The following is a 22130-nucleotide window of genomic DNA, read 5'->3' on the forward strand; positions in this document are numbered from 1 at the left end:
GAGAAACTCATGACTCAAGCATCGAAAAAGACACCGGCCTGGATGACCCTGTGCGCCGAGAGCGTGGCCGTGACCCTCACCAAGGCGGTGGAGATGAATGGCGTGGCCTGCGACAAGGTCACTCTGCGCGCACCCACTGTGCGGGATGTGCGTGCCGCTAACACTGCCGCTGGCAGTGACGACGAACAGCGCGAACTCATGCTGTTCTCCAGTCTGGCTGAGGTCGGCGCCAAGGATCTGGAGGGCATGACCCTCAAGGATTACCAGCGCCTGCAGGCCGGTTATTTTCGCCTGGTGCAAGACGACGAACTTTGACCCGGCGGTGATGAAGATGGCGGCGAAGCGGCTCGCGAGCGAGCTGCATTTCTCTGCCGAGGAAATCATGACCATGAGGTTTTCCGACATGGTCTGGTGGCTCACGGACTGAGCCCATCAACTTGGGCATAGGTGAATCAGATGGCAAGCAAACTGGCGTTGGGGCTGGTGATCGGCGGCGCCGTCAGTTCGACGGTGGGGGCAGCCTTCAAGACGGTTGAGGGCCGGATCAAGAAGCTGGAGGAGCAAGGCAACAAGGCCAAGGTGCTGAAGAACACCATCGGCGAAACCATGCGCCTGCGGGATGAATGGAAGAAGGCCCACGAAGCCGGTGCGGCCTCGGCCGCCGGTTTGTTGCGCAAGCTGGAGGGAAACCTGAGCAGCCTGCAGAAGCAGGGTATCCAGGTAAACAAACTGCGCCAGGAGTATCAGGCACTCGGCCGCGTGGCCAGGGGGGCGGATCTGCAGCTCAAGGGGCACCAGCAGATCCAGCAGGGCAAGGAGGGCCTCAAGTCCGGGATCGGCCAGGCCGTGGCCGGGGTCGGTGCGGTGGCCATTCCGACCAAGATAAGCGCGGACTATCAGGCGATCATCCGCGACATTGCGATCAAGGCGGACGTGGCCAACAAGCCGCAAGAAGCCCAGATGACGCGCACCATCATTCAGACCTCGCAAGACACCGGAATGGGTCGCAACGACGTGGCCGAGTTGGTGAATCAGTTGGTTGGCGCGGGGATGGAGCTGGACAAGGCGCTGTCCTATGCACCGGTGGCGGCCAAGTTCGCCGTGGGGCAGGGGTCGGGTGGTGAGGACACCGCCAAGATGATCCAGGCGCTGGAGCAGAACGCCAAGATCAGCGACCCCAAGGTCATGGAGAAGGCCCTGGAAGCCATCGCCATGCAGGGCCAGGCGGGCAGCTTTGAGGCGTCCGACATGGCGCGTTGGTTCCCGCAACTGCTAGCCGGCATGGGCAAGATGGAAATCACCGGCATGGATGCGGTGAGTCAGTTGGGCTCGATGCTGCAGGTGCAGATGAAGACTGCCGGCGGCTCCGATGAGGCGGCCAACAACCTGAAAAACTGGATGGAGAAAATCGGTTCCAGTGAAGTGGTCAAGGCTTACAAGGATGCGGGTATTGATTACCAGGCCTCGCTGAGTACCGGCGTTCAAAAAGGCATGTCGACCTTGGAGTCAAGCTTTGAGCTGGCCATGAGGTACATCAAGGCAACCGACCCGGCCAAGGCCGCGAAGATGGCCGAGGCCCAGGCGAAGATCAGCAAGGAGGCGGATCCGGCCAAGGCCAAAGCCATGCTGAACGCCCTGGAGCAGTCCCTGCGCACCGGCGATCTGTTCGCCGACATGCAGGTCAAGGCGGCGCTGACAGCGTACTCGCAGAATCGGGAGCTGTATGAGCAGCTCAAGAAAGACTCGCTAGGCGCTAAGGGCATTCTCGACAAGAACCTGGCCGAGCGCCGGGAAACCTCCTCGCAGTTGTGGGCCGAAACAGTTCATGCAATGAACGACGGCATGCGGGCGGTTGGGGATGCGCTGCGGCCGGCAACGGATGCGGTAGCCAAGCACATCACCACGGTGGCCAGGTCGCTGACTGGGCTGGCGGAGAAAGCTCCGCCCCTGGTGATGGGGATCACCGCTTTGGGCGCAGGGCTGGTCGCGCTGAAGAGCGTGGTTTCCGCTTTCAAGATCGGCAAGGGCCTGCTCAATGTCGCCCGGGGCTCGTTGATGGGTAACCCGAACGTGATTCAGCGGGTGTTCGTCACAAACGCCGGCGGACTGAGTGGTGGCGACTACGACCTCGATGGCGGCAGGGACAAGAAGGGTGGCAAAGGCGGTAAGGGAACCCGTGCAGGAAGGGCGGGGCGGCTCGGTCGTGTCGGCCAGGCGCTCAGGGGTGTCTTTAGCCGCAGCGGTGTGGGGACCGTTGCAAAAGGTGCGGTGGGTTTAGGCTCGACGGCCTTAAAGGGTGTCGGTTCCCTGTTCAAGGGGCTGGCACCGGTGCTTAAGGGTGGGGCCATCCTGTCGGTACTTGGTGCCGGTCTCAAGGCTGCGGATACCTATCAGAATGCCAAGACCAAGGACGAGAAAGCAGAGGGCTATGGCGGCGCGGCTGGCGGTCTGGCGGGTGCTTTGGTCGGGACAAAAATGGGGTTGGCTGCTGGTGCGGCCATTGGCTCTGTTGTTCCAGTGCTTGGAACTGCCATCGGGGGCGCTATCGGTGCTGCCATCGGGGGCACTGTCGGTTACCTGGGAGGTGATGCCCTGGGTTCCTATGCCGGAAAAGCGATGTTTGGTTCTGACGACTCACTCAAGCGGATGCCGGCGGCGGGGCCACTGATGATGGTCAACGCCGGTAAGGACATTCCACCGGTCCTGGGTGACATCGCGAAATCGTTCAAGACCGGACAGACACCCCCGATGATGGGGCAGGTGGTGCGCTCCATGGGGACCGCCTCACCGTCGGCAGCTGTGCCGGCAATGCTCAAGGCGCCCGAGCCTGCGAAGCAGGTGCCCAAGGTCGACCAGCAATTTGCTTTCTCGCCGAGCCTGCAGGTCACGGTGCAGGGGGACGTTAAAGACCCGGCTCAGGTGGCCCGGGAGGTTGAGCCTTATATGCGCCGGATGTTCGACGAGTACAGCCGCCAGGCTGCGGCTCGTCAGCTGTCGGATGAACCACACGTTTAAGGAGGTGCCATGGCGTACATGGAGCAACTGCAGTCGGGGTTTCAGTCCCTGGTTGAAGCGGGGGAGGCGGGCCGCGGCAGTGCGGATGGCATGCTGACCCCGCTGAACGGAGCCATCAGCGAGATTACCGGCGCCGCCTCGGAGCTGGAGAACATCCCGTTTGTGGGGCCTGAGATGGGCGCAAAGCTGCAGCGTACCTTGCGCGGCATCACCGCCGCGCAGTCCGTGGTCGGTGAGGTGGCGGCCAAGTACAGCCAGGCCGTGTCGGCGGCGGGGCAGATCCAGCAGCGGCTCGGTACGCTGCAGGAACAGACTGCCAAGGCCAGTGCTGCGATCAACCGGATCGGTGGGCAGGTCAGTCCTTCCCTGGGCAACATCCTCCCGACCGGTTCATTCGGCAACCTGGGTACCCCGGCGGCCGAGGCGGTGAAGCCGTTCCCGCACCTGCTGATCATCCATCCGCTGAAGACTGGTGGACAGCCGTATTACTTCAATCTCGATACGGCCGCCTTTGAAGAGCTGCGCCGTCAGACCGGGTTCCGCTGGGCTGGCCAGGAACGCCTGACCCGCAGCATCGCGCAGCAGGCGGTAGGGCAGGGTGACGACAAGATCACCCTCAAGGGCGCGGTGTTTCCTGGGTTCAAGGGTGGTCTGGGCCAACTGCAAAAACTGCGCAGCATCGGGCGACGCCTGCAGCCGCTGAGCCTAACCACGGGCTATGGCGAAGTGCTGGGCACCTGGTGCCTGACCAGCCTTGAGGAAGAACAGAGCCATCTGCTGGCCGGGGGCATCCCGCGTAAACAGGGCTTTTCAATGGAGTTCGTGAGCTATGGCGACGACATGCAGAACGTCTGACGGGGATCTGCTCGACACCTTGTGTCACCAGTATTACGGGCACCTCAATGGTTGTGTCGAAGCGGTGCTGGATGCCAACCAGGGGCTTGCCGAAGAGCCCCAGCCGTTCCGGGCTGGGGTGCTGATCGTGTTGCCGGAACTGCCGGCGGTGACGGAGGCCGCGCTGCAGTTGTGGGATTAGCCGGCGGCCTTGGCGCATTCCTTGGCGTTGGCCTGGTAGGACGTGTTGTCTTCGGAGTACTGACGAGCATCTTTGAAAATCATGCCCTGCCAGGATGAAGCCGCGTCGATTGCGGCGGAACGGCATTTAGCGAAGGGGGCAAACAGCGATCCGAAGCGGTCGCTTTCGTCTTGTAGCTTGTTCAGCGCAATGGCCTGCTCACGAGCTTGTTTGCTGTCCATTGTTCCGGATTTGGCTAGGTTCTGGCCATGCTCTACTGCCTTGTTAAGACGTTTGAGGAAGTCGCGGGCTTCCTCGGGCTTGATCTTCTTTGCAGCTTCTTGAGCTGCGATGGCCTGTCTGCCGCGCTCTGCGGCTTCGGCGCTCACCGGCGCATCGTCACCCAGGTCTATAACTCGCAGTTTCTGTTCTGCCTGTGCCATCGAGGCGGCTAATAGGCACAGCGTCAATCCAAAAATCCTTTTCACTTTCTCAACTCCTGTAGGGGCAACGGCTGGGGATTCTATGAAGTCCCCGTCGTACTGTCACCCAGGGGGAGGCTTATTGCATGACGCCTGTATTCCGAATCGTTGCGGACGGAAAGAACATCACCGCACTGATCAATGACCGGCTACTGACCCTGCGCACCTCGGACAAGCCGGGTATGGAGTCGGACGAGTTTGAGCTGCGCATCGACGACCGCGACGGCGCTGTGGCGCTGCCCAGCCGTGGTGCCAGCATCGAGGTGTTCATGGGCTACGCTGGCCAGTCACTGACGCGCCTGGGTCGCTACATGGTGGACGAGGTCGTGGTGACGGGGCCGCCCGACTCTATCGAGATCCGGGGCAAGGCCAGCGACATGCGCGGCAGTGGCAAGACCACCCGCAGTGGGAGCTGGGAAAACGTCCCTCTGCAGCAGATCGTGCGCGATGTAGCGATTCGCAATGGTTGGCAGCCGGTCTGCCCGGTCACCACCAAGGTGCTCCGGGTCGACCAGCTCAATGAATCCGACTTCAACTTTATCACCCGCCTGGCCAAGCAGTACGACTGCACGGCCAAGGTGGCCGACGGCAAGCTGCTGGTGCTGCCCCGACAGGCCGGGCAGAGCGCCAGCGGTAAGGCCTTTGGCACCGTCACCATCACTCGCCGCGACGTGAGCCGCTATCAGTTCCGCCTGGGGGACAAAAGCACCCACAAGGCGGTGCAGACCAAGCACCAGGACAAGAAGAGCGGAAAGCTGCGCGTCGTCGACCTGGGCAACGAGGACTCCCCGGACGGTCTGCCGCCGGTGCACACCGACCGTCATATCTATCCGAACAAGTCCGCCGCCGAGCAGGCCGCCAAGGCGCGTCTGGCGGCATTCAACCGCAGCACCGCCGGTGTGCGTCTGGAGATGCCTGGCCGAACCGATCTATTCGCTGAACGCATGATCAATGCCCAGGGCTTCAAGGTCGGCCTCGATGGTGAGTACCTGGTGGACTCGGTCGAGCAGGTGTTCACCCAGTCCGGGTGGAGCACCACGGTCGAGTGCAACGGCGGCAAGAAGGGCAAGGCGAAAGCCAAGGGCAAGAAAAAGAAAGAAACCAAGCCGCTCAAGGTTGTGCAGCTTTAACCCCACCATCACTGGAGATATCAGGCATGACGATTACCGCGCAGCAGCTGCTGCAGATCCTCCCCAACGCCGGCGCAAAAGCCGGCGTTTTTGTTCCTGCTCTCAACGCCGCCATGAGCAAGTACGCGATCATCACCTGCCTGCGTATGGCTGCGTTCATCGCGCAGATCGGCCACGAATCGGGCCAGCTACGTTATGTCCGCGAGCTGGGCAACGACCAGTACTTGAGCAAGTACGACACCGGCACTCTGGCCGCTCGGCTGGGCAATACCCCGCAGGCCGATGGCGACGGCCAGAAGTACCGGGGTAGGGGGCTGATCCAGGTCACCGGCCGGGCGAACTATGAAGCCTGTAGCGAAGCGCTGTTCAGCGATGCTCGATTGCTCAACACCCCTGAGTTGCTGGAAAGCCCGGTCTACGCTGCGATGTCGGCGGGTTGGTTCTGGCAGCGTGCGGGCCTGAACACCCTGGCCGACAGGGGCGACTTTCTCACGATCACCAAGCGCATCAATGGCGGGACCAACGGCCTGGCGGATCGTGAGGCACTGTATGAGCGTGCATTGAAGGTGCTGCCTTGAAGGCCCCGGGGTGGCTGTTGCCGGTCCTGGCCTTGGTGCTGGGGTTTGCCCTGGGTGGTTGGCTGGCCTGGACGTGGCAGGCCAACGCCTACGGCAAGGATCTGGCTGATCAGGCCGAGGCGTACAGCCGGGACCGCGATCAGGCCGCCACGGCGGTGATCAACTGGCAGGAAACCCAACAGGATGCCCGCCGGGCCCTGGAGGACCGCCTGCAGGCGAATGACGAAACCCACTACAAGGAATTGCGCGATGCTCAAACGAACCAAGCTCGCCTGCGTGATCGGCTGGCTACTGCTGATCTCCGGCTGTCAGTCCTACTCAACACCGCCGCCTCGGGTGGTGGCGGTGGGTTGCCAGCCACCGCCGGCACCTGCGGCGTGGTTCATGGAAGCGCGCGAGCCGAGCTTGACCCAACGACTGCTCAACGAATTGTCGCCATCACCGGCGACGGTGACCAAGGATTGATCGCTTTGGCGGCCTGCCAGAGCTACATCAAAGAAATCGTTTCAACGAAGTGAAAAGGAGCGACCGGGTCAGATGCGTCAACATCTAACCCGGGCGCTGTCCCCGCAGAATGGTCCTGCAAGTCCAGCCAAGGCTCCTGCTCTGTGCACAAAGCGCGGCGAGCCTAGCACCTGTTTCTCTCTACAGCAAAGGTCTTGCTTTTAATGTCTACCCCTATCATCCCCTGGATGGGCGGCAAACGCCGTCTGGCCGACCGGCTTATTCCTCTCTTTCCACCCCATGAGTGTTACGTTGAAGTCTTCGCTGGCGGTGCCGCGTTGTACTTCCTGCGGCCTCAGCCCGCGCCAGTTGAAGTCCTTAATGACATCAATGGCGACCTGGTGACGCTGTACCGGGTCGTGCAGAACCACCTTGAGGAGTTTGTGCGCCAGTTCAAGTGGGCGCTCAGTTCGCGACAGGTTTTCGAATGGCAAAAGATGACCCGCCCGGAAACCCTCACCGACATTCAGCGTGTCGCCCGATTCTTCTACCTGCAGCACCATGCCTTCGCGGGCAAGGTGACCGGGCTGACGTTCGGCACCGCAACGACTGGCCACGCCATCAATCTGTTGCGCATCGAGGAGAACCTCTCTGCCGCCTGGCAACGCCTCGCCGGCACCTACGTCGAGAACCTGTCCTGGCTCGCCTGCGCCGAGCGCTACGATCGGGCGCACACGTTCTTCTATATGGACCCTCCCTATTGGCAGACCGCCGGCTACGGCGTCGACTTCCCGTTCGAGGAGTACGAGCATATAGCCGACTTCATGCGGCGCTGCAAGAGTAGGGTGATGGTCAGCATCAACGACCACCCGGACATCCGGCGGGCGTTCGACGGCTTCCACTTCGAGTGCCTGGACATCCGCTACACCACCGCCAACCAGCGCCATGGCAAGGCAGAAGTTACCGGCGAGCTGGTGATCATGAACTGGACTCCTGCACAATTAGGCGGGCTGTTGTTCTGATGTGATTGAGTCTGCGGTCTTGGTTTGCTGGGCCGCAGGTCTTAGTTCGTTCCGGGGAGTGTGACATGCAACTTGAGTGGTCAGCGTTTAAGAGTTTGGTTTGGGGGTGGGTCTCGAATCCATCGGCGCCCGCATGGATCCAGGCTGTCGGGGCATTACTTGCTTTGGCCGTAGCCATATATGTATCCCGGCGTTCAATAGAACAGGCGGGCCTGCTCAGGCAAAAAACTATTTTCTCTATAGCTGAGGCTGCCTATGAATACGCGCGCGAGGTTCGGGCGGCCATTGAGTTGATTGACGAGGAAGCAGGCAGCAACGCAACTCTATGGAACGTGTATCACGCAGAGGTTACGGCTGGTCTGGTTAGAGCCCTTCAGGGCGTGCCAGTGCACGAGCTTGCTTCGGGTCGTCAGGTTTCAGCAGTGCTTGGGCTGACGTTGCACCTGGTGCTGCTGGGGAAGGCGGCAGAAAAGCTGCTCGTTGCGCCATCATTGTTACCTGGGGTTGCCGATCAGTTGGAAGAGTTGGAGGGGGATCGCAAGGCGCGTCGGGACCTTCTAAGTTCGATAACGAAAGTTCAGAAGTTGAATGCGATGAAGCAGTTAGAAAAAATTGATGAGCACTACAATGTGCTGAAAAATACGCTTTCCAAATAAGAGGTACTTCAGGTGGTAAGTGGCGCAATTAGTTCCTTGCCTTGGTTGCGCACATTGCCAACTGCGTTACTTATTCTATGCCATTCGAGCATCTCGGCCGGTTCGCCTAGATTGAGCGCAATTTGTTCAGCATGAGCACTGGGCATATCAGCCGCAATCCATTCCTGGGCAAGGTCTGGCGACAGCACCGCCGGCCGGGGGCGATGCCGACGAGTTGGCTGACATGCTGGAGTTCACAGAGTCGGCTAGGTGGAGGGCGCTGACGGTGCAGGAGGGCGAGGACAGCCTTTAAGCCTGGCCCCTAGGTGCGGGCTCAGTGTCGGTTGGCATGGGGCAAAAATGGGGCAATCTGTACGCCAATCAATGCCATTTAATGCCAAGTGGCTTAATATACGGCAGCATCTAAAAAGCCCTACAGCTCTTATTATTTGGGGCTGTAGGGCTTTTTTGCACTAATACCCGAGCACAATCGGCGTGTGATTGTCTCCTTTCGACCCGTTGCGGACGGTCGTAAATACCTGCTGTCAAACCATTTATGGAAGGTCTTGCGCGCCACATTCCGTATCAAATCGAATCATTATTTTTTCATAGACGCTATGGATTAATACTGGCAAATCATTCTCAAAATAATAGGTCATAAAGCCTCGTGCGATGGCATGAGACAAGCCAATCTTCTTTTGAGTCGGCGACAAATTTGGTGTGCCTGGAGGATATTTAAATGAATCGGAATTTTCAGGAGCGCAATTTTCGGCCTCATCTTTTTTGTCTGAATCCAACAAATCCCAGCCTGCGCTTATCTCTTCAAGCAGGGTTCTACTATAGGAGATGAAGGTCAATATATTCCTAGTAAGAAATGGATCATCCAGGTTGGTGAAGCCAATTGTCGACAGCTGCTCAATATTCTTTTCAAATAACGACATACTTCTTCGTATGTCTGAAGCCTTCCAGCCATAATCAGACCAACTGCTCTTGTTACTTCCAAGCGTAGGAGGAAATAGCACCGCTGAGCCAGCTTTATCAAAGCCTCCCTTAGCGTGGTCACGAACATAAACTAGGTAGGAGTACGTTTCCTCAATCAAACTTTTCAGGTTAGAGAGAGTGCGCGCATGCTCTGCGGCCTGCCTAGCGCGCTGAGCTTTGATGTTCATACGATGAGTACCGACCGCAATGAGAGCTGCAGCAATGATAGCTTCCACACTCCCAATCGCCTGAATCCAAGCCGTCCAGTCTTTCTTTTCTGCACAAACAAAAATTAAAATTATTGGCGCTATAAATGAGCAGGCGATGATAATGCAAAGAGCAAAGGCATCAACTATTGCTACTTCATTCGCGTTTTTGTTATCCGCTAATCTTAATGGATTTTTAGAAGGCATTATTTTCTAGGCCGGCAAAAATTAGTTTTATTTCCAGAAAATAGAATTGTTCGCTACCGTAGCTTAGCTATTTTAATCTACATCTCGATACTCAGCGATGCTGAGTTTCATGAGCGATCGGAAGGTATCAGTTTTGCACCATCCATGAAAGCATTCTCGTCATCGTTAGCACAGATGCTCCTCAACTGCCCAAGCCTATTGAAGGAACTGATTAGGGGCAAAAGCCATCGTACGGGACTGACCGCTTTTGGCCGAGAGCCGCCATTCTCGAACGGTAGCAGTCGGCCAGATGCGGCCTTTTTCAGCCCCAAAAAAATCTCATATTTCAGCCAGCCGTATCCTTCAGATTAAGACTAAGAGCCTCGAGCGAAGATTTAAAATTAACTCTATTTTCCCTGTTCCAGTCGGCTCCCGGGTGTCGATGTATCAATTCTTCCTCAAGATAATTTCTGAGCGACTCAGGGTGCACCTCTATCCAAGAAATCTCTACCGTTCCTCCGCCATAGGCATGTGCCATGATGTTAGCCAACTTCGACCCTGTCTTCTTGTGCTTTCGGAAAAGATGGTTCGTCACGCGTTGTCGTGCCAGTTTCTTGGTTGTTTTTCCGAAATATCTGAGTGTGCTTTCTGATATATCGTCGTCACTAGTAAAAATGGCGTACAGATTTGCGGATCCTGAAACGCTTCCCAATAGCGATCTATTCGCTCGGGCAAGCGCATTACCGTCCCAAGGGGTTGTTGCGGTCGCTGGGAACAACACGCGTACTCGCTGCCCAGGCTCCAAAAGATGTCCTTCAACCTGAGAAAGGAACTCCTCCAATGACGTAATGTGTTCGTAGTGCATGGCAGAAACCAAATCTCTTGAGGGCCAGTGATCAAGCTAGCCAAAATTCAGAGCAGTCTGCGACAAAATTACACGTGGTCACCCGGGCGCTTAGGGGGGTAACCAAATGCGGTTCAGATTTTACTGACCCCACCAATTACTCCCAGTAACTAAGTATTCTTTAGAAAAAAACTCACCCTCTTGGCTCAGGAGTAAAGTTTGGTCGATACTGAGCGGGACTACTTGAAGTTGATTTAAAGGGTCAATAGGGTTGAGAAGTCGCTCAAACTGGGGGTTAAGAGTCTCACGAGCTCCATCACTGAAGTTCAACCTAAGTCGTCGCTCATCCTGATCTAAAAATATTTCAAACTTTCTTGTGGTTGTTGAGTAGCCGTCATATATTTCCCCAAAGCCACCTACAAATTCAGATAGAAACTTTGGCGCAGACCCCATCTCAACATTCAGTGTGAGATTTACCTGCTCGTCAAGGCCGCGTGTTTTTTTGAGCGAGGTATAAAGCTTATAAATACTATCCACTTCTTCTTCCTTGATTTCAAGCATCTAGGCAGTTCAAGATGCACTTACTATTATAATGATTTAATTTTACACGGACTTTATCAGCTTGAGCTGCAAATCAGCAGTCGCCAACGGATGGTGCCAGCCCATAGTCGTCGCTGGCAATAGGCAGCTTTGGGTCGATAGCTGCCAGTTAGCGCTAGCAGAATTCAGTTTCCTGGATTTTTGCGACAGTAAAAGAATTAATTTGAGTAAGATTCTGAATTGTAAGTATTTTTTACTCGGCATGCCCGATTCATCATCGGATTGACTGAACTGGCGAGAGGACGAAGGGCTAGAGGCTTATCGAGTGGCAACTGTCATTGGGTTCTGAGCCTCTAGGCGGGGCGCAAATCAGTTCCGCAATCAAATTCATACCCCGCATAGGCCGTGGGTTACAGCCTCTCTAGATTATACCGCTTGCGGAACGGTTTTGTTATTAACTAACTGAAAATTATGAAGTTTTATCTGGATTGCAAATCCGCCTACGCCGGTTCGATTCCGACCTCGGCCTCCACCCTTGAAAACCCCGTAGATTAACGTCTACGGGGTTTTTTATTGCCCGCTTGAAAGTGCTGGCGTACCAAAACTTTCCTATTTCGTCGGGTTCGCGATGACGCCCACGGGAACGTAGATCTTCTTCGTAGCCTCCTGTTTTGAGTGTCCGAGAAGCCGGCTTGCATCGCCTGGATCGAAAATTTTAAGCGCTTACGCAAACATCTCGACACATGCAAAGGCCCTGAAGGCATGAGAGTTTGTGACCTGGCTGGTGCCGCCAGAGCCAGATGCCTGCGACTCTTATTCAGCCCAAAAAAGAAAAAGAAGAAAGTTCGCAGCGTGATCACTATCGCCGGCGGTGCTTTCGGTCTTGGGAGGAGACCGTAAGCATTAAATTAGTCAGTTTCCTATTTGCTCTTCAATGCTGCAGGCGCCGCCCTCCGTGGCCGGTGGCGGCAATTTGATTTGGGTTGGGGAATTACGGGAATCCGTCGATTTAGAGAATTCAAATTGTCGCCGGAGCCGGCTAGATCTGTTCTACCGACTCCTGCTTTCGCAACTGGCTCCGCGCCTACCCTTGACCCTACAACGAGCTGCTCAGGCACAGAAAGCGAGGCACCGTCCTTTGGGGAGTCCTCGCGTCTGATGGGTGAACACCAAGCGAAAGGCGCAATTATAGGTGGAAATCGCCCGCAGCCTCCGGCTGGTAAAGCACTTTCCTGATCTCAATCCGGCGGGTCCGATCAGAAACTCGCCAGTCGATGGCGTCCCCCTCCTGATAGCCAAGGATGGCGACGCCTATATCGGAATACACGGAATGCTTCCCTGCTTTGCTGTCCGCGTCTTCCGGGTAGACCAAGGCCACTTCGATCTCTTCGTCGTCCAGTTGCAGCAAGGCCTTGGAGTTCATCGTAACGACATTGCGCGCCACCTGCTGCGGCTTGACGACAATGGCTCGCTCAAGCTCATGTTCGAGTTCAAAAACGGCCGGGCCTTGCTCGAGTGCGATCAAGCTCTCGAGCCTGGCCTTGTCGATTTCAGTGATGTAGATCTCAGTGGCGTCGGCAACGGTACCTTCGCGCAAGAACTGGAGATAGTGCCCCGCCGTCATGGAAAATGATTTCAATGTCGGCGTTTCGCTTTCAAGCAGAAAGCCGCTGCGCTGGAAGGCTTTCAGCGAGCGCGTGTTGTCCGGGTGGATCTTGGCGATGAGTTTCTCGGCCCGCATGTCGAGGAAGGCTAGTTTCATGCCTTCGCGGATGGTGCGGGCGCCAAGGTTTCGGCCCCATTTGTCGCTGTCTCCGATGACCAGAACTATCTCGCAATTGGAGCCGGTCTTGATCAGACGGACAAAGCCCACCGGGGCGTCATGCCGGTCATAGGCCATGAAGAATCGGCCGCCCCGGTTGAACAGATGGGTCAGGATCGGCAATTGAGTTCGATCGATGACTTGCTCGATGGAGCGGGAGACATCGCGTGAATCGCTCAGATAGCAGGTAACGCGCTCATCCTCCAACCAATCCATTAATGTCAGCGCGTGCGCCCGAGTAATTTCAGGGCACAGCGAAATGAAAGGCTTGTTCATCTAAACCACACTTATTTGTAAAGAATGGAAGCCGTCCATGGCTATGGTCATTACGGTTCGTCGGCAGCCGGCCATTTTAAGATATACCGCGAGTAATGGCGAACATCCCGGCGAGTTCGAGGAAATCATCGTTTTGCCGAGCACGAGCACGAGCACGAGCACGAGCACGAGCACGAGCCAGCCAAGCGCTCAAGCCTCGATGAAGCCGACTACATTCAGAATGATCAGCTCTGTATCGTTCTGCCCCTTGATGCGCTACCCAACCAGCCGAGACACCTTGCTGATGGAAGTTGGCAAGAAAATGAAGTTCGGCGAAGAGAGGACTCGTCAGCTCTGGAAGGCCTGAATGGCTTGGATTGACGGTGCGCTGGAGGTTCGTCGAGAGGCCGCGTAGTTCCTTTCAATTATGGTCTTTGAGTGGAATTTTCTATCAAGGGAGGGAAGGGGAATGTCCAGTTCAGGAGGGTCATCAGCCAAGTATCGAAGGCAAACTTTTGCTGTTGCCTCGGTAGGCCGGGCAAAGCCACGAGCGGCAAAGCCTTTGGCTCCGTCACCATCACCCGCGGCGACGTGAGCCGCTATCAGTTCCGCCTGGCTGCGTTTCAGCGCAGCACCGCCGATGTGCGCCTGGAGATGCCCGGCCCGGCCGATCTATTCTTTGAACGTATGTTTCCTGTTGGCTGCAATAAAATCTTGAAAGCTTTTAATAAAGCCTTGTCTTATGTCAGGCAATATTTTTTTTTAGAATCAGAAAGTAAAGATAGATAGGTGTTGTGTCCCCTGTGCCTTCCTCTATCCAGCGCTCTTCAGTTTCAAAGCAAAAAAGTACACAGCGTATGAGATTAGCAAATTTTTCATCTGATTGACGGTGCTGTTTCTCTACCGCCCAGAGTTCTAGTGCAAGCTTTCTCCGGAGATATCCATCGCTTTCTATACGTTCTCGCAGGATACTTTCTTCGATATATGGAATCAGCACCTTCAACTTAGAATCAGAAATGCTAGCAAGTACACCGCCGTCAATCAGACTGAGCAAATAGCGAGCGTACTGACGTGTCATTTCACCGAAAGACACGCTTGCTTCAAGTAACGCCTCTTCAAGGCGATCAAACTCTTGAACCTCCAGGCTATCAATCATTATACAGCTCCATCTTTTACTCTCATCGTGCAGCAGCAATCGGCCTAAAGCGGCCTGTGCAGATTCGGGAAGGGGTTCGAATCCCTATTCTCGCTACCCTGATTGCATTTGGCGAACTGGTTGTTGGTTAGGGAGGTGAGGTTGTGGGGCAAAAATGGAGCAATCCATACGCCAAACTGAATCGCCCTTGCGCATTGTGCAGCTTGGGCACCGTCGATGTTGGTTAGAATGGCGTGTTGAAGTCTATTGCTCGCAAGGGAATCCAATGAGCGCTGAAAAGCCAGAGCTTTTGTTCATCCTTCAAAGGTTTCTAGATCATGTTTATGAGAAGGCTTTGAAAAGCCAGAGTGTTTTACTCAAAAGGAATCATGGTCACTACACATACGCGGATGAAATACTCTTCGTCTACGTGACGATCTTCCCTAAAGAGGTTGAGCTTGTTTTTGAGAGCAAGCAGGTAAGTAGCGGGGTTTTTAGTGTTGCTTTGGATATGTGCATGTCCAGTGGAGAAGTACTGGCTGGCGACCTGCTGTCTCTGAATGGGAGATGCGAGGAGATCAGCGCGGCATTGGCTTCGCAAGAAGACTGGGTGTTGGCCCTCTTGTTAAAGTGCTTGGGCAACTGAGTCTTGTTTCAGGAGCGTGGACACCGCAGGCGTTCCGGTTTGCCGGTTCGCGAGCGCGGATTTTATGCAGTGACCGCTCCTGGCTGTGGATTCAACCGGTCGATGCAACAGATTGGCTAAATCGTTCTGCGGGTATTTCGTAGTCTAGTGTTTTCCGAGGACGGCTATGTTAGCTGCCTTGCAACTTCATTGAGCGTGGCTTGCGGATGCATCTGCGTCGAACTGAGCCAAGGCATCCACCGTTGATCGGCAGGCTGCCCATGTTCAACACGATGTTCGATGAGCAGCCAATACCCCCGGACTTGCCTTACTTGGGCAGCGACAACGGCACGCCCCAGATGGGATCTTCCATGCCTTGCTTGCCCAGCGGCGTGATCTGCATGGGCTGGAGCCTGGACAGCAGTTGCCGGTGCTTCTCGCTCAGGTTGCGCTGCTCAATGAGGTTCTGTGTAAAGCTCATGGGTGCCGGCCAGGTGTAGACGGTCAGGTTGTCGAGCGGACACTCGACTTTTTTCGGATCGATCGCCCGGCACTTCGACTGCTGGTACTTGTAGCCAGGGGTCTTCAGATGCATGCGCGGGGCCAGCAGCAATTGCCCGCCCTGGATGGTGAAACTGGCGAGCGCCTTGTCGACCGGCAGGCGCGCCTGGACCTTGATTGCGGGAACGTCGCGAGAATCGGTCTGTTGGTAATAGCCGGCCGGGGAGCCCGCCGTCGTCTGGGTATATTGCTGTTCACCCCAGCTCACGCAGGCACCCGAGGCCCTGAGCACGGAGGTACAGACAGTTTCGGTCTTGGTCTCGCTGCCATAGGTGGCGTCCTTCCAGACCTCTTCCCTGTAGTACTCGCGATACAGCTCGGGGGACAGGTACGCAGTACCGTTGGCACCACGACCCGAACCGGGTGGGCCGCTGCGGGCGCCGACCTGGTCGAGCAATCCTTTGATCTGGTAGTCATCGCCGCCGGTCAGTAGGTATTTGCCGGGCGGCAGGATATGCACCTCGAAGGCCTTGAACAGATAGGTTTCGTCAGGCTTTCTCTGCAGGGCATTGGTCTGGAACTTGCGGCCGAAGGTGATCTTCGGATCTTTCTCGTATTCCCAGATTACCGTCGGCGTCCATTGAGTCATGGTCAGCGCGTCGCTTAGCGACTTGTGTGGCATTACGTCGGCCACCAGTACCACCGCCATGTTCCCCTTGAGTGCTGCGTCCATTAGGTCCAGCAACTGCGCGTAACGCGGATCGTCCATGCTGCCGTAGGCACCCGAATCAAGATCGGACATGCAGCCGGAGAGGGAAAGAGAGAGAAGTAACGCAGCGGGTAGGGCCGAACGCGGCCGAAACAGTTTCATGTAGCAATCCTTGAAGGCCATGGGCGATCGTACTCTGCGGGCTATTTATGTCGGGCCAGTCACTGCGGCGCCAGGGCCACGCCCGTGCAGCGGCCACGAATGGAGAAGTCCTTGATCTGTCTGGCCTTGTCGACAGTCATGGAGAGGGTGCAGCCGCTCGTGTGAGTGACGTCGTCCCAGTAGTTGGTGTGGACCATCACGCCGCCCTGCATCTCGCTGGAGCCGCCAATCACTTCCTTCTTTACGTAGGAGGTGTCGCGGTACCACTGCATTTGCACCTCGCTGCGATCGGGCGAGGGCTGCATGCGTCCAGGCGGGCCGAAGAAGTCGATGGCTTCCTTGGCGTCGCGTCCCTTCCATTGCTGGCCGGCCATGTATTCCGGGAGGGTGGGTATGCAGCCGCTCAGCAAAGGCAACAGCAGGCCGAGGGCAAGTAGGTGCCGGGTCATGGCGGCCTCCTTCATTGCGGGCTGTTGCCGAGCATTGCGTCCAGGCTCTGCACGGCCTCGCTGTTGGCCTGTATGCCGTACAGTTGCTGGAACATGGCCTGGACGGTCTCGACCATGCGGCCGGCGGCCATCTTGCCCATTGGCAGCATCTGGTTGTGTTCGCGGTTGCCGGGTGCGCAGACGAAGGCGAAGGTGCGCTGCAGCCAGTAGTCCTTCGGGGCGATCCAGCCTTGGGCAGTGGTCACGTCTTTCATGGCATGGTCGAAACGGCGCATGGCTCGGGCGCTGTCGAAGCGCACCTTGCGCTCCTTGCACTTGTACTGGATCTCGTAGGCCGCCAGCACGGGCATCGCCGGGTCTTCGAAGATCTGCATGATCATGGCCGACTGCACCCCCTGGGGCTTTTGCAGGACACCGGCGGCATCGGCGACGAATACCTCGTTGTGGTAGCGCTCGCCCTTGCCGTAGACGATCCAGTATTCACCTTGAGGGTTGGCGAGGGCCGTGACGCTGGTGCACAGCAGGATGAGTGATAGCGGCAACCATCTGGCGTGGGGGAATGGGATCGCCATGATATTTCGTTCCTTGAGGGTGCTTGTCCGCGGCCGCACGGGACCGTCCAAGAGAAGGAATATAGGGCTGGCCGGCAGCGGGGGTCGATTAGGGCGGATGTGCTAATGGCGCATTGCCTTTATCGATTGGGTCAACGAAACCTGCAAAGGACGCTCGTGTGCACGTTCAGAGCCTTGGGCAGGTACAACCCCGGTGTTAAAGTGCCGCGATTGAAAAGGGAGGGCGGTATGCGGGGTCAGATACTGGATATCTCGACAGAGGTCGAATCGTTGCTCCTGCAGCTGGGCGCATCAGGCCGAGGGTTGCATGAAAAACTGAGCTCGGTTGAGGGAATGATCAGCCCGCCGATGGTGAAAAAGATTCGCTGGATTGCGAGCGTACGTAACAAGGCGGTGCATGAAAGCGTCGTTGAGGTGGATCTTGAAGGCTTCAGCAAGGGCGGGGCTGAAGTAGTCGCTTACTTGAAGCAGCGAGTTGCCTCGATTACTGCCAAGCAGACCAAGCACAAAGACCCGCAGGTTTCGTCTGAGCCAGGCAAGCCCTGGGCCGAGAAGGGTGGCTGGGAGAAGACCAAGACGGTTGGCACCTATATGGCCGCTGGTGCAGCTGTTGTCGCTTGGTTGTTCATGTCTTCCAAGTGAGTCTTCAAGATTGCTTATGGCCCGGCTCGCTTGCCGGGCTTTTTCGTTTCCGGCTGCCTGATGTTGGCGACTGTCGCTGTGGATTGAGCCGGTATTGCTGAGTATTGGGCGCTGTGTCATCGAGTGCTGAGTTGCCTGGCAATCACATCTCGATAGTCGGCATGGTGCTTTTGCCGCAACTTATCAGTTGTCCCGCCGTGACCTGTAGTCCGCTTGTTGGTTTTGCCGCGTACCCGGCAAAGAAGCCGACGGACACCAATGCAATGTAGAGGACGGTTTTTCTCAGGGCCATGCTGGCACTCGCTTACTGTGTGATAGGGAAATGTGCAGCACTGATCCTCATTGAGGGAAAAGGTTCCAGGTGACCGATGTTGCGCGTGCCCCGCGAGAGGCGACGCAAGCCCGTTCACTGGTTGGCGCAGAATCTGGATTTTGCCCGCCAAGCGGGTCGGCGCATGTGCCGCCGATGGCACAAGGTTCAACATTTTGTCTTACCGTCTGCTGGGTGTTTGGCCCGATACTATGGCTCCAACTCAGCCATGCCCAAAAGGATTGCAAGTAGTCAGTTATGGATAATCGCCTCGACGCCCAGCGCGCTATCGTTGCTCTTTTAATCATTGTCATCACGTTAGGCGGCATTGCCTTCGTCGTCTTTCTGCTGGGTTCTTCTGCCGGGTTTCTTCCTGGGATCGGCAGCACCCTGACGATCGTTACCCTGGGGCTGACCTGCCTGCTGTGCTACCCGCTGGTCTTCGCCTATTGGTGGGTCTCGGGGCGGCCCATTGGGCTGCGGCACTTTCTGATTGTGCATGGCATGGTGTTAGCAGGCTTTGTTACCTGGTATCTGATGCTGGTATCTGATTCGCAGTGATTCGGACCCAGGCCGCGACAGTGGATGGCAGCGGCCACTTTGTGGAGTCGGGAGTTCTTTACCTGAATGAACGCAGGTTCGGGCTCAACTTGCCAAGTGCTGGCAAGTTGTTCGATTCAGCAAAGGCTATCGGCTGGAGAGGGTAGGGACAGGGGCGGAAGGCTCATGTCGCGAATGGCCGCCGCGAGTTTGTCCTGATAGATCGTCAGGATGGAGTAATCCAGCTTTTGGGTGATGTTGGCGCCGCCTGCGCAATTGGCCAGGAGTTCATCCAGGGCGCCGGCTACCAGATCGGCGGTGACTTGCAGGACATTCAATCCAAAGCGGCTATCGACAATGACCAGATTCGTTAAATCGTACATACAGCCCCTGTGGTCACTGTGCTAATGAGTAATGGCTATGAGCCATGATCAGTTTAACTAAACGGCGGGTGCGCTGTCACCGGGAGAAGATGGGCGGTGTCGCGGACTGATAGCTGTTTGCGCTTTTGAATTTTCAGCACGCTTGCGGCGGCTCTGTGTACCATTGCGGCCCGTGAAAAAGGACCAGGGTCGATCTGCATGCTGATACTCAAGAGGGGCGACAACCAAGGCTTGAGAGTGGGGCCGCGCTGGCCGTCTGCAAAGGTGTTGATGGAGCGCGAAGTCTTTCTACAACTGCTCAAGGTCCAGTCCAGTCTGCCGCGTTCGGTGCAGTTGCTTGTGACCCGAGGCTACGAGAGCAAAAGCAGTTATCTGGGGTTTTTCAGGACGCTGTCACGCTGGCTGGGGATCAGGTTGTTCTGCCTGTGTTATCCGGGGCGCAAAGAGGAACTGGAGGATATCTTCGGCTCCAATGGCCATGATGTGGATGGCACTCATATCGATGTGTCCATTGTCTTTGATGGCAAGCGCCTGCGCTTTCTGCCGTTGGGGGTGTTTACTTCGCCGGCGCGGCAGCATCAGTTGCAAGGGCGGTACTCGGCTGTCGTTGATGAGGTCAAGGATGTGTTGAGGCGTTACGGTTTCGAGATTCATCGCAATCACACGGAGAGCCTGCAGATCCATTGCGACTACAAGGCCTGATAGCCAGGTGCCGCTGCCTCGGCCTCTGGCGCCGAGTCCAGAGTGCCCATGTCATGAACGTAAAAAGGAAGTTATGTGTTGCGAAGCCTGTTGTTGCTGGTGTTGATCTTTGTCTTGAGTGGATGCACGGCCCTGATTACTCGCACTACTCCCCTGAGTTGCCCCTATATTGGCGTACGCATGGATTGGGCATTGGCTAAGAAGAACAACGGTGTGCTCTGGCCGTTTCTGGCGTTGGATGCTCCATTCTCCGGCGTGGTGGATACGCTGATGTTTCCCTTCGAGTATCAGTACAGCTGCACGCTTTGATCCTCAGCTGGCCGATGACCTGATGAGCACTGATGGAGGCGGAGCTCTATCTGCCTGATCTTCGATCAATGACAGGAACTGCCGTCTACAGTTGAGTGTGACCTTGGCCTCCTAAAGAGAACCGACATGCTCAAGTCCCGTTCGTTGATCGTTGTTCTTGCCGGCGTGTTCCTGGCTGGCGCTTCCCCTCTGGCATTGGCCGACCCCGGAAATGGCAAGGGGCAGGGGCACTCCAAACACAGTGCGCAGGATGACCAGGGTGGGCATGGCAAGGGCAAGAAGTCAGGCGCCGATGATTGGAGTCATGGCCCCAGTGTCGATCGCGGCAGTGTCCTGAGCATACTGGGTGTGCACCGTGACTATTGGAGCCCGGGACCGGCATTGCCTCCAGGCATCCAGAAGAACCTGGCTCGGGGTAAACCTCTGCCCCCGGGCATTGCCAAGAAGCTGGACCACCGGCTGCTGGGACAGCTCCCTCGCTATGACGGCTATGAATGGCGGCAGGCCGGAACCGACCTGATTCTGGTGGCCATCGCCAGCGGGATCATCTACGAAGTGCTCAATGACGTCCTCAACTGATTGACGGGCCTGTTGAGGTTCCAGCCTGTCGTGGCTGAAACCTCAACATTGAGCCCGTCTTCTTGATGCGTTACTGCCAGCGTTTGAACAGCACGCTGGCATTGACCCCACCAAAGCCGAAACCATTGGACAGTGCATATTCCATGGCCACTTTGCGTGCCTCGCCGCGCACCAGGTCAAGGCCCTCGGCGGCGCTGTCCGGGTTGTCCAGATTGAGGGTCGCGGGAGCGATCTGGTCACGCAGGGCAAGGATGGCAAAGATTGCCTCGATCCCGCCGGCGGCACCCAGCAGATGACCCGTAGCAGACTTGGTGGCGCTGATGGCCAGGCCGCTGCCGGTACCGAATACACTCCTGATGGCGGCCAGTTCGCCCTTGTCGCCCACCGGCGTGGAGGTGGCATGGGCATTCAGGTGTTGGACCTGGGAAGCTTGTACGCCGGCCTGGCGCAAGGCTTGCTGCATGGCGCGCCGGGCGCCGTCGCCATCTTCCGGGCCCGCGGTCATGTGGTAGGCGTCGGCGCTGGTGCCATAGCCCACCAACTCCGCAATGGGCTGTGCGCCCCGAGCCAGGGCATGCTCCAGTTCCTCGATGACCAGCAGCCCGGCACCTTCACCCATGACAAAACCATCCCGTGCCTGATCGAAGGGACGTGAAGCCCGTTCCGGGGTGTCGTTGTACTCGCTGGACAGGGCCCGAGCCGCGGCGAAGCCACCCAGGCTGACCCGATGGATCGCCGCCTCGGCTCCGCCACAGACGGCGATGTCGATTTCACCGGCGCGGATCATCCGTGCGGCGTCGCCGATGGCCTGGACCCCGGCAGCACAAGCGGTGACTGGCGCTCCCAGTGGCCCTTTGAGGCTGTGGCGGATCGAGACGTGGCCTGCAGCCATATTGCTCAGGAATGAAGGAATGGTGAACGGTGACAGGCGTCGCGGGCCCTTGCTGTCGGTGGTTCGCACGGCATCGGCGATGGCTGGGAAGCCCCCTACACCTGAGGCGATGATGGTGGCTGTACGTTCCTGGGCCTGAGGGTTATCGGGTTTCCAGTTGGCTTGGGCCAGGGCTTCTTCCGCCGCCGCCAGGGCGAAGAGGATGAAACGGTCCATCTTGCGCTGTTCCTTGGGGGCCAGCAGTTGGTCCGGATCGAAGCCGGCCTGGGGATCTTCGAGCGCGTCGGGCACCTGGCCGCCAATGGTGGTGGGCAGATCCTGGATAAACTCTTCCGGCAATTGACGGATTCCGGATTGTCCCGCCAGCAGGCGCTGCCAGACCTGCTCGACCCCACAACCCAGTGGAGTGATTGCGCCCATGCCGGTGACTACGATGCGTTTACTCATGCGGGTCCTGCTCCTTAG

The 22130-nt window shown here is 57.1% G+C and carries 27 protein-coding genes and 1 pseudogene; 17 read left to right on the top strand and 11 right to left on the bottom strand.

Features of this window, described 5'->3' with window-relative positions:
• The first annotated feature begins 9 nt into the window (after positions 1 to 9).
• The 4 genes from FW796_RS25675 (at position 10) to FW796_RS25690 (ending at position 4051) form a co-directional block, all read left to right on the top strand.
• Positions 10 to 315 carry a phage tail assembly protein gene (locus FW796_RS25675; protein ID WP_446440285.1) on the top strand — a complete coding sequence of 102 codons (306 nt, stop codon included), beginning with the start codon at positions 10 to 12 and terminating at the stop codon, positions 313 to 315.
• A 141-nt stretch (positions 316 to 456) separates the two neighbouring features.
• Positions 457 to 3015, top strand: a complete 2559-nt coding sequence (locus FW796_RS25680; RefSeq protein WP_446440286.1) for a phage tail tape measure protein — start codon at positions 457 to 459, stop codon at positions 3013 to 3015.
• A 9-nt stretch (positions 3016 to 3024) separates the two neighbouring features.
• On the top strand, positions 3025 to 3870 hold the full coding sequence (locus FW796_RS25685) for a phage tail protein (protein ID WP_446440287.1): 846 nt from the start codon (positions 3025 to 3027) through the stop codon (positions 3868 to 3870).
• Positions 3845 to 4051, top strand: coding sequence for a tail protein X (locus FW796_RS25690; RefSeq protein WP_446440288.1), 207 nt, complete (start codon positions 3845 to 3847; stop codon positions 4049 to 4051). The genes FW796_RS25685 and FW796_RS25690 overlap by 26 nt, the downstream gene beginning before the upstream one ends.
• Here the strand turns inward: FW796_RS25690 and FW796_RS25695 are convergent.
• Positions 4048 to 4518, bottom strand: coding sequence for a hypothetical protein (locus FW796_RS25695; protein WP_016966892.1), 471 nt, complete (start codon positions 4516 to 4518; stop codon positions 4048 to 4050). The genes FW796_RS25690 and FW796_RS25695 overlap by 4 nt on opposite strands.
• Positions 4519 to 4598: 80 nt before the next feature.
• On the opposite strand from FW796_RS25695, the gene FW796_RS25700 reads away from it, so the two are divergent.
• The 5 genes from FW796_RS25700 (at position 4599) to FW796_RS25720 (ending at position 8342) form a co-directional block, all read left to right on the top strand.
• Positions 4599 to 5642, top strand: a complete 1044-nt coding sequence (locus FW796_RS25700) for a phage late control D family protein (protein ID WP_446440289.1) — start codon at positions 4599 to 4601, stop codon at positions 5640 to 5642.
• Positions 5643 to 5668: 26 nt separating this feature from the next.
• Entirely contained in the window at positions 5669 to 6220 is a 552-nt protein-coding gene (locus FW796_RS25705; RefSeq protein WP_404937060.1) for a glycoside hydrolase family 19 protein, read from the top strand.
• The gene (locus FW796_RS25710) at positions 6217 to 6738 is read left to right on the top strand and encodes a lysis system i-spanin subunit Rz (RefSeq protein WP_404937059.1); all 522 of its coding nucleotides are present in this window, start codon (positions 6217 to 6219) and stop codon (positions 6736 to 6738) included. The genes FW796_RS25705 and FW796_RS25710 overlap by 4 nt, the downstream gene beginning before the upstream one ends.
• Positions 6739 to 6888: 150 nt before the next feature.
• Positions 6889 to 7686 carry a DNA adenine methylase gene (locus FW796_RS25715; protein ID WP_404937058.1) on the top strand — a complete coding sequence of 266 codons (798 nt, stop codon included), beginning with the start codon at positions 6889 to 6891 and terminating at the stop codon, positions 7684 to 7686.
• A gap of 65 nt (positions 7687 to 7751) precedes the next feature.
• Positions 7752 to 8342, top strand: a complete 591-nt coding sequence (locus tag FW796_RS25720) for a hypothetical protein (protein ID WP_404937057.1) — start codon at positions 7752 to 7754, stop codon at positions 8340 to 8342.
• A 533-nt stretch (positions 8343 to 8875) separates the two neighbouring features.
• Here FW796_RS25720 and FW796_RS25725 read toward each other — a convergent pair.
• From FW796_RS25725 to FW796_RS25740, 4 genes are all read right to left on the bottom strand, one after another.
• Positions 8876 to 9715: a hypothetical protein gene (locus FW796_RS25725; RefSeq protein WP_404937056.1), complete on the bottom strand. Its 840-nt coding sequence runs from the start codon at positions 9713 to 9715 to the stop codon at positions 8876 to 8878.
• A 325-nt stretch (positions 9716 to 10040) separates the two neighbouring features.
• Entirely contained in the window at positions 10041 to 10559 is a 519-nt protein-coding gene (locus FW796_RS25730; RefSeq protein WP_404937055.1) for a hypothetical protein, read from the bottom strand.
• Between the two features lie 120 nt (positions 10560 to 10679).
• Complete coding sequence (locus FW796_RS25735) at positions 10680 to 11099, bottom strand: hypothetical protein (protein WP_404937054.1); 420 nt, start codon at positions 11097 to 11099, stop codon at positions 10680 to 10682.
• Positions 11100 to 12264: 1165 nt separating this feature from the next.
• Positions 12265 to 13176 (bottom strand): bifunctional GNAT family N-acetyltransferase/nucleoside diphosphate kinase regulator, encoded by a 912-nt coding sequence (locus FW796_RS25740; protein ID WP_404937053.1) that lies wholly within the window; start codon positions 13174 to 13176, stop codon positions 12265 to 12267.
• Positions 13177 to 13213: 37 nt separating this feature from the next.
• On the opposite strand from FW796_RS25740, the gene FW796_RS25745 reads away from it, so the two are divergent.
• Positions 13214 to 13522, top strand: a complete 309-nt coding sequence (locus FW796_RS25745) for a hypothetical protein (RefSeq protein WP_404937052.1) — start codon at positions 13214 to 13216, stop codon at positions 13520 to 13522.
• A gap of 136 nt (positions 13523 to 13658) precedes the next feature.
• Positions 13659 to 13845 (top strand): annotated as a pseudogene (locus tag FW796_RS25750) (hypothetical protein); the annotation flags it as partial.
• A gap of 55 nt (positions 13846 to 13900) precedes the next feature.
• Here the strand turns inward: FW796_RS25750 and FW796_RS25755 are convergent.
• Positions 13901 to 14311 carry a hypothetical protein gene (locus FW796_RS25755; protein ID WP_346635501.1) on the bottom strand — a complete coding sequence of 137 codons (411 nt, stop codon included), beginning with the start codon at positions 14309 to 14311 and terminating at the stop codon, positions 13901 to 13903.
• A 265-nt stretch (positions 14312 to 14576) separates the two neighbouring features.
• Here FW796_RS25755 and FW796_RS25760 point away from each other — a divergent pair, with 265 nt between their 5' ends.
• Positions 14577 to 14936: a hypothetical protein gene (locus tag FW796_RS25760; RefSeq protein ID WP_446440290.1), complete on the top strand. Its 360-nt coding sequence runs from the start codon at positions 14577 to 14579 to the stop codon at positions 14934 to 14936.
• 307 nt (positions 14937 to 15243) lie between these two features.
• Here FW796_RS25760 and FW796_RS25765 read toward each other — a convergent pair whose 3' ends face one another.
• Genes FW796_RS25765 through FW796_RS25775 form a run of 3 tightly spaced genes read right to left on the bottom strand, consistent with a single transcriptional unit; the run spans position 15244 to position 17308 of the window.
• Positions 15244 to 16287 (bottom strand): hypothetical protein, encoded by a 1044-nt coding sequence (locus FW796_RS25765; protein ID WP_346635499.1) that lies wholly within the window; start codon positions 16285 to 16287, stop codon positions 15244 to 15246.
• 59 nt (positions 16288 to 16346) lie between these two features.
• Complete coding sequence (locus tag FW796_RS25770; RefSeq protein WP_446440291.1) at positions 16347 to 16736, bottom strand: hypothetical protein; 390 nt, start codon at positions 16734 to 16736, stop codon at positions 16347 to 16349.
• An 11-nt stretch (positions 16737 to 16747) separates the two neighbouring features.
• A complete protein-coding gene (locus FW796_RS25775; RefSeq protein ID WP_346635497.1) occupies positions 16748 to 17308 on the bottom strand; it encodes a hypothetical protein in 561 nt (186 codons plus the stop codon).
• A gap of 228 nt (positions 17309 to 17536) precedes the next feature.
• On the opposite strand from FW796_RS25775, the gene FW796_RS25780 reads away from it, so the two are divergent.
• Both FW796_RS25780 and FW796_RS25785 read left to right on the top strand, forming a co-directional pair.
• Entirely contained in the window at positions 17537 to 17950 is a 414-nt protein-coding gene (locus tag FW796_RS25780) for a hypothetical protein (RefSeq protein WP_346635496.1), read from the top strand.
• A 568-nt stretch (positions 17951 to 18518) separates the two neighbouring features.
• Positions 18519 to 18821 (top strand): hypothetical protein, encoded by a 303-nt coding sequence (locus tag FW796_RS25785; protein WP_346635495.1) that lies wholly within the window; start codon positions 18519 to 18521, stop codon positions 18819 to 18821.
• A 116-nt stretch (positions 18822 to 18937) separates the two neighbouring features.
• Here FW796_RS25785 and FW796_RS25790 read toward each other — a convergent pair whose 3' ends face one another.
• Positions 18938 to 19183, bottom strand: a complete 246-nt coding sequence (locus tag FW796_RS25790) for a hypothetical protein (RefSeq protein WP_346635494.1) — start codon at positions 19181 to 19183, stop codon at positions 18938 to 18940.
• A 270-nt stretch (positions 19184 to 19453) separates the two neighbouring features.
• Here FW796_RS25790 and FW796_RS25795 point away from each other — a divergent pair, with 270 nt between their 5' ends.
• From FW796_RS25795 to FW796_RS25805, 3 genes are all read left to right on the top strand, one after another.
• Positions 19454 to 19885 (top strand): hypothetical protein, encoded by a 432-nt coding sequence (locus tag FW796_RS25795; protein WP_346635493.1) that lies wholly within the window; start codon positions 19454 to 19456, stop codon positions 19883 to 19885.
• 75 nt (positions 19886 to 19960) lie between these two features.
• Complete coding sequence (locus FW796_RS25800) at positions 19961 to 20194, top strand: YceK/YidQ family lipoprotein (protein ID WP_346635492.1); 234 nt, start codon at positions 19961 to 19963, stop codon at positions 20192 to 20194.
• Positions 20195 to 20320: 126 nt separating this feature from the next.
• Complete coding sequence (locus FW796_RS25805) at positions 20321 to 20773, top strand: anti-virulence regulator CigR family protein (RefSeq protein ID WP_446440292.1); 453 nt, start codon at positions 20321 to 20323, stop codon at positions 20771 to 20773.
• A gap of 70 nt (positions 20774 to 20843) precedes the next feature.
• Here the strand turns inward: FW796_RS25805 and fabF are convergent, their stop codons facing one another.
• Complete coding sequence (gene fabF / locus FW796_RS25810; RefSeq protein WP_346635490.1) at positions 20844 to 22112, bottom strand: beta-ketoacyl-ACP synthase II; 1269 nt, start codon at positions 22110 to 22112, stop codon at positions 20844 to 20846.
• Positions 22113 to 22130: the final 18 nt, after the last annotated feature.

The sequence above is a fragment of the Pseudomonas sp. 910_21 genome, from assembly GCF_052850735.1.

What these genes read in the sequence shown, in the direction of transcription:
- FW796_RS25740 (WP_404937053.1), bottom strand. Translation starts at nt 13,176, where the DNA reads ATGAACAAGCCTTTCATTTCGCTGTGCCCTGAAATTACTCGGGCGCAC.
- FW796_RS25685 (WP_446440287.1), top strand. Translation starts at nt 3,025, where the DNA reads ATGGCGTACATGGAGCAACTGCAGTCGGGGTTTCAGTCCCTGGTTGAA.
- FW796_RS25690 (WP_446440288.1), top strand. Translation starts at nt 3,845, where the DNA reads ATGGCGACGACATGCAGAACGTCTGACGGGGATCTGCTCGACACCTTG.
- FW796_RS25785 (WP_346635495.1), top strand. Translation starts at nt 18,519, where the DNA reads ATGGATAATCGCCTCGACGCCCAGCGCGCTATCGTTGCTCTTTTAATC.
- FW796_RS25730 (WP_404937055.1), bottom strand. Translation starts at nt 10,559, where the DNA reads ATGCACTACGAACACATTACGTCATTGGAGGAGTTCCTTTCTCAGGTT.
- FW796_RS25675 (WP_446440285.1), top strand. Translation starts at nt 10, where the DNA reads ATGACTCAAGCATCGAAAAAGACACCGGCCTGGATGACCCTGTGCGCC.
- FW796_RS25720 (WP_404937057.1), top strand. Translation starts at nt 7,752, where the DNA reads ATGCAACTTGAGTGGTCAGCGTTTAAGAGTTTGGTTTGGGGGTGGGTC.
- FW796_RS25700 (WP_446440289.1), top strand. Translation starts at nt 4,599, where the DNA reads ATGACGCCTGTATTCCGAATCGTTGCGGACGGAAAGAACATCACCGCA.
- FW796_RS25705 (WP_404937060.1), top strand. Translation starts at nt 5,669, where the DNA reads ATGACGATTACCGCGCAGCAGCTGCTGCAGATCCTCCCCAACGCCGGC.
- FW796_RS25715 (WP_404937058.1), top strand. Translation starts at nt 6,889, where the DNA reads ATGTCTACCCCTATCATCCCCTGGATGGGCGGCAAACGCCGTCTGGCC.
- FW796_RS25775 (WP_346635497.1), bottom strand. Translation starts at nt 17,308, where the DNA reads ATGGCGATCCCATTCCCCCACGCCAGATGGTTGCCGCTATCACTCATC.
- FW796_RS25745 (WP_404937052.1), top strand. Translation starts at nt 13,214, where the DNA reads ATGGCTATGGTCATTACGGTTCGTCGGCAGCCGGCCATTTTAAGATAT.
- FW796_RS25780 (WP_346635496.1), top strand. Translation starts at nt 17,537, where the DNA reads ATGCGGGGTCAGATACTGGATATCTCGACAGAGGTCGAATCGTTGCTC.
- FW796_RS25805 (WP_446440292.1), top strand. Translation starts at nt 20,321, where the DNA reads ATGCTCAAGTCCCGTTCGTTGATCGTTGTTCTTGCCGGCGTGTTCCTG.
- FW796_RS25790 (WP_346635494.1), bottom strand. Translation starts at nt 19,183, where the DNA reads ATGTACGATTTAACGAATCTGGTCATTGTCGATAGCCGCTTTGGATTG.
- FW796_RS25765 (WP_346635499.1), bottom strand. Translation starts at nt 16,287, where the DNA reads ATGAAACTGTTTCGGCCGCGTTCGGCCCTACCCGCTGCGTTACTTCTC.
- FW796_RS25755 (WP_346635501.1), bottom strand. Translation starts at nt 14,311, where the DNA reads ATGATTGATAGCCTGGAGGTTCAAGAGTTTGATCGCCTTGAAGAGGCG.
- FW796_RS25770 (WP_446440291.1), bottom strand. Translation starts at nt 16,736, where the DNA reads ATGACCCGGCACCTACTTGCCCTCGGCCTGCTGTTGCCTTTGCTGAGC.
- fabF (WP_346635490.1), bottom strand. Translation starts at nt 22,112, where the DNA reads ATGAGTAAACGCATCGTAGTCACCGGCATGGGCGCAATCACTCCACTG.
- FW796_RS25760 (WP_446440290.1), top strand. Translation starts at nt 14,577, where the DNA reads ATGAGCGCTGAAAAGCCAGAGCTTTTGTTCATCCTTCAAAGGTTTCTA.
- FW796_RS25795 (WP_346635493.1), top strand. Translation starts at nt 19,454, where the DNA reads ATGGAGCGCGAAGTCTTTCTACAACTGCTCAAGGTCCAGTCCAGTCTG.
- FW796_RS25680 (WP_446440286.1), top strand. Translation starts at nt 457, where the DNA reads ATGGCAAGCAAACTGGCGTTGGGGCTGGTGATCGGCGGCGCCGTCAGT.
- FW796_RS25735 (WP_404937054.1), bottom strand. Translation starts at nt 11,099, where the DNA reads ATGCTTGAAATCAAGGAAGAAGAAGTGGATAGTATTTATAAGCTTTAT.
- FW796_RS25725 (WP_404937056.1), bottom strand. Translation starts at nt 9,715, where the DNA reads ATGCCTTCTAAAAATCCATTAAGATTAGCGGATAACAAAAACGCGAAT.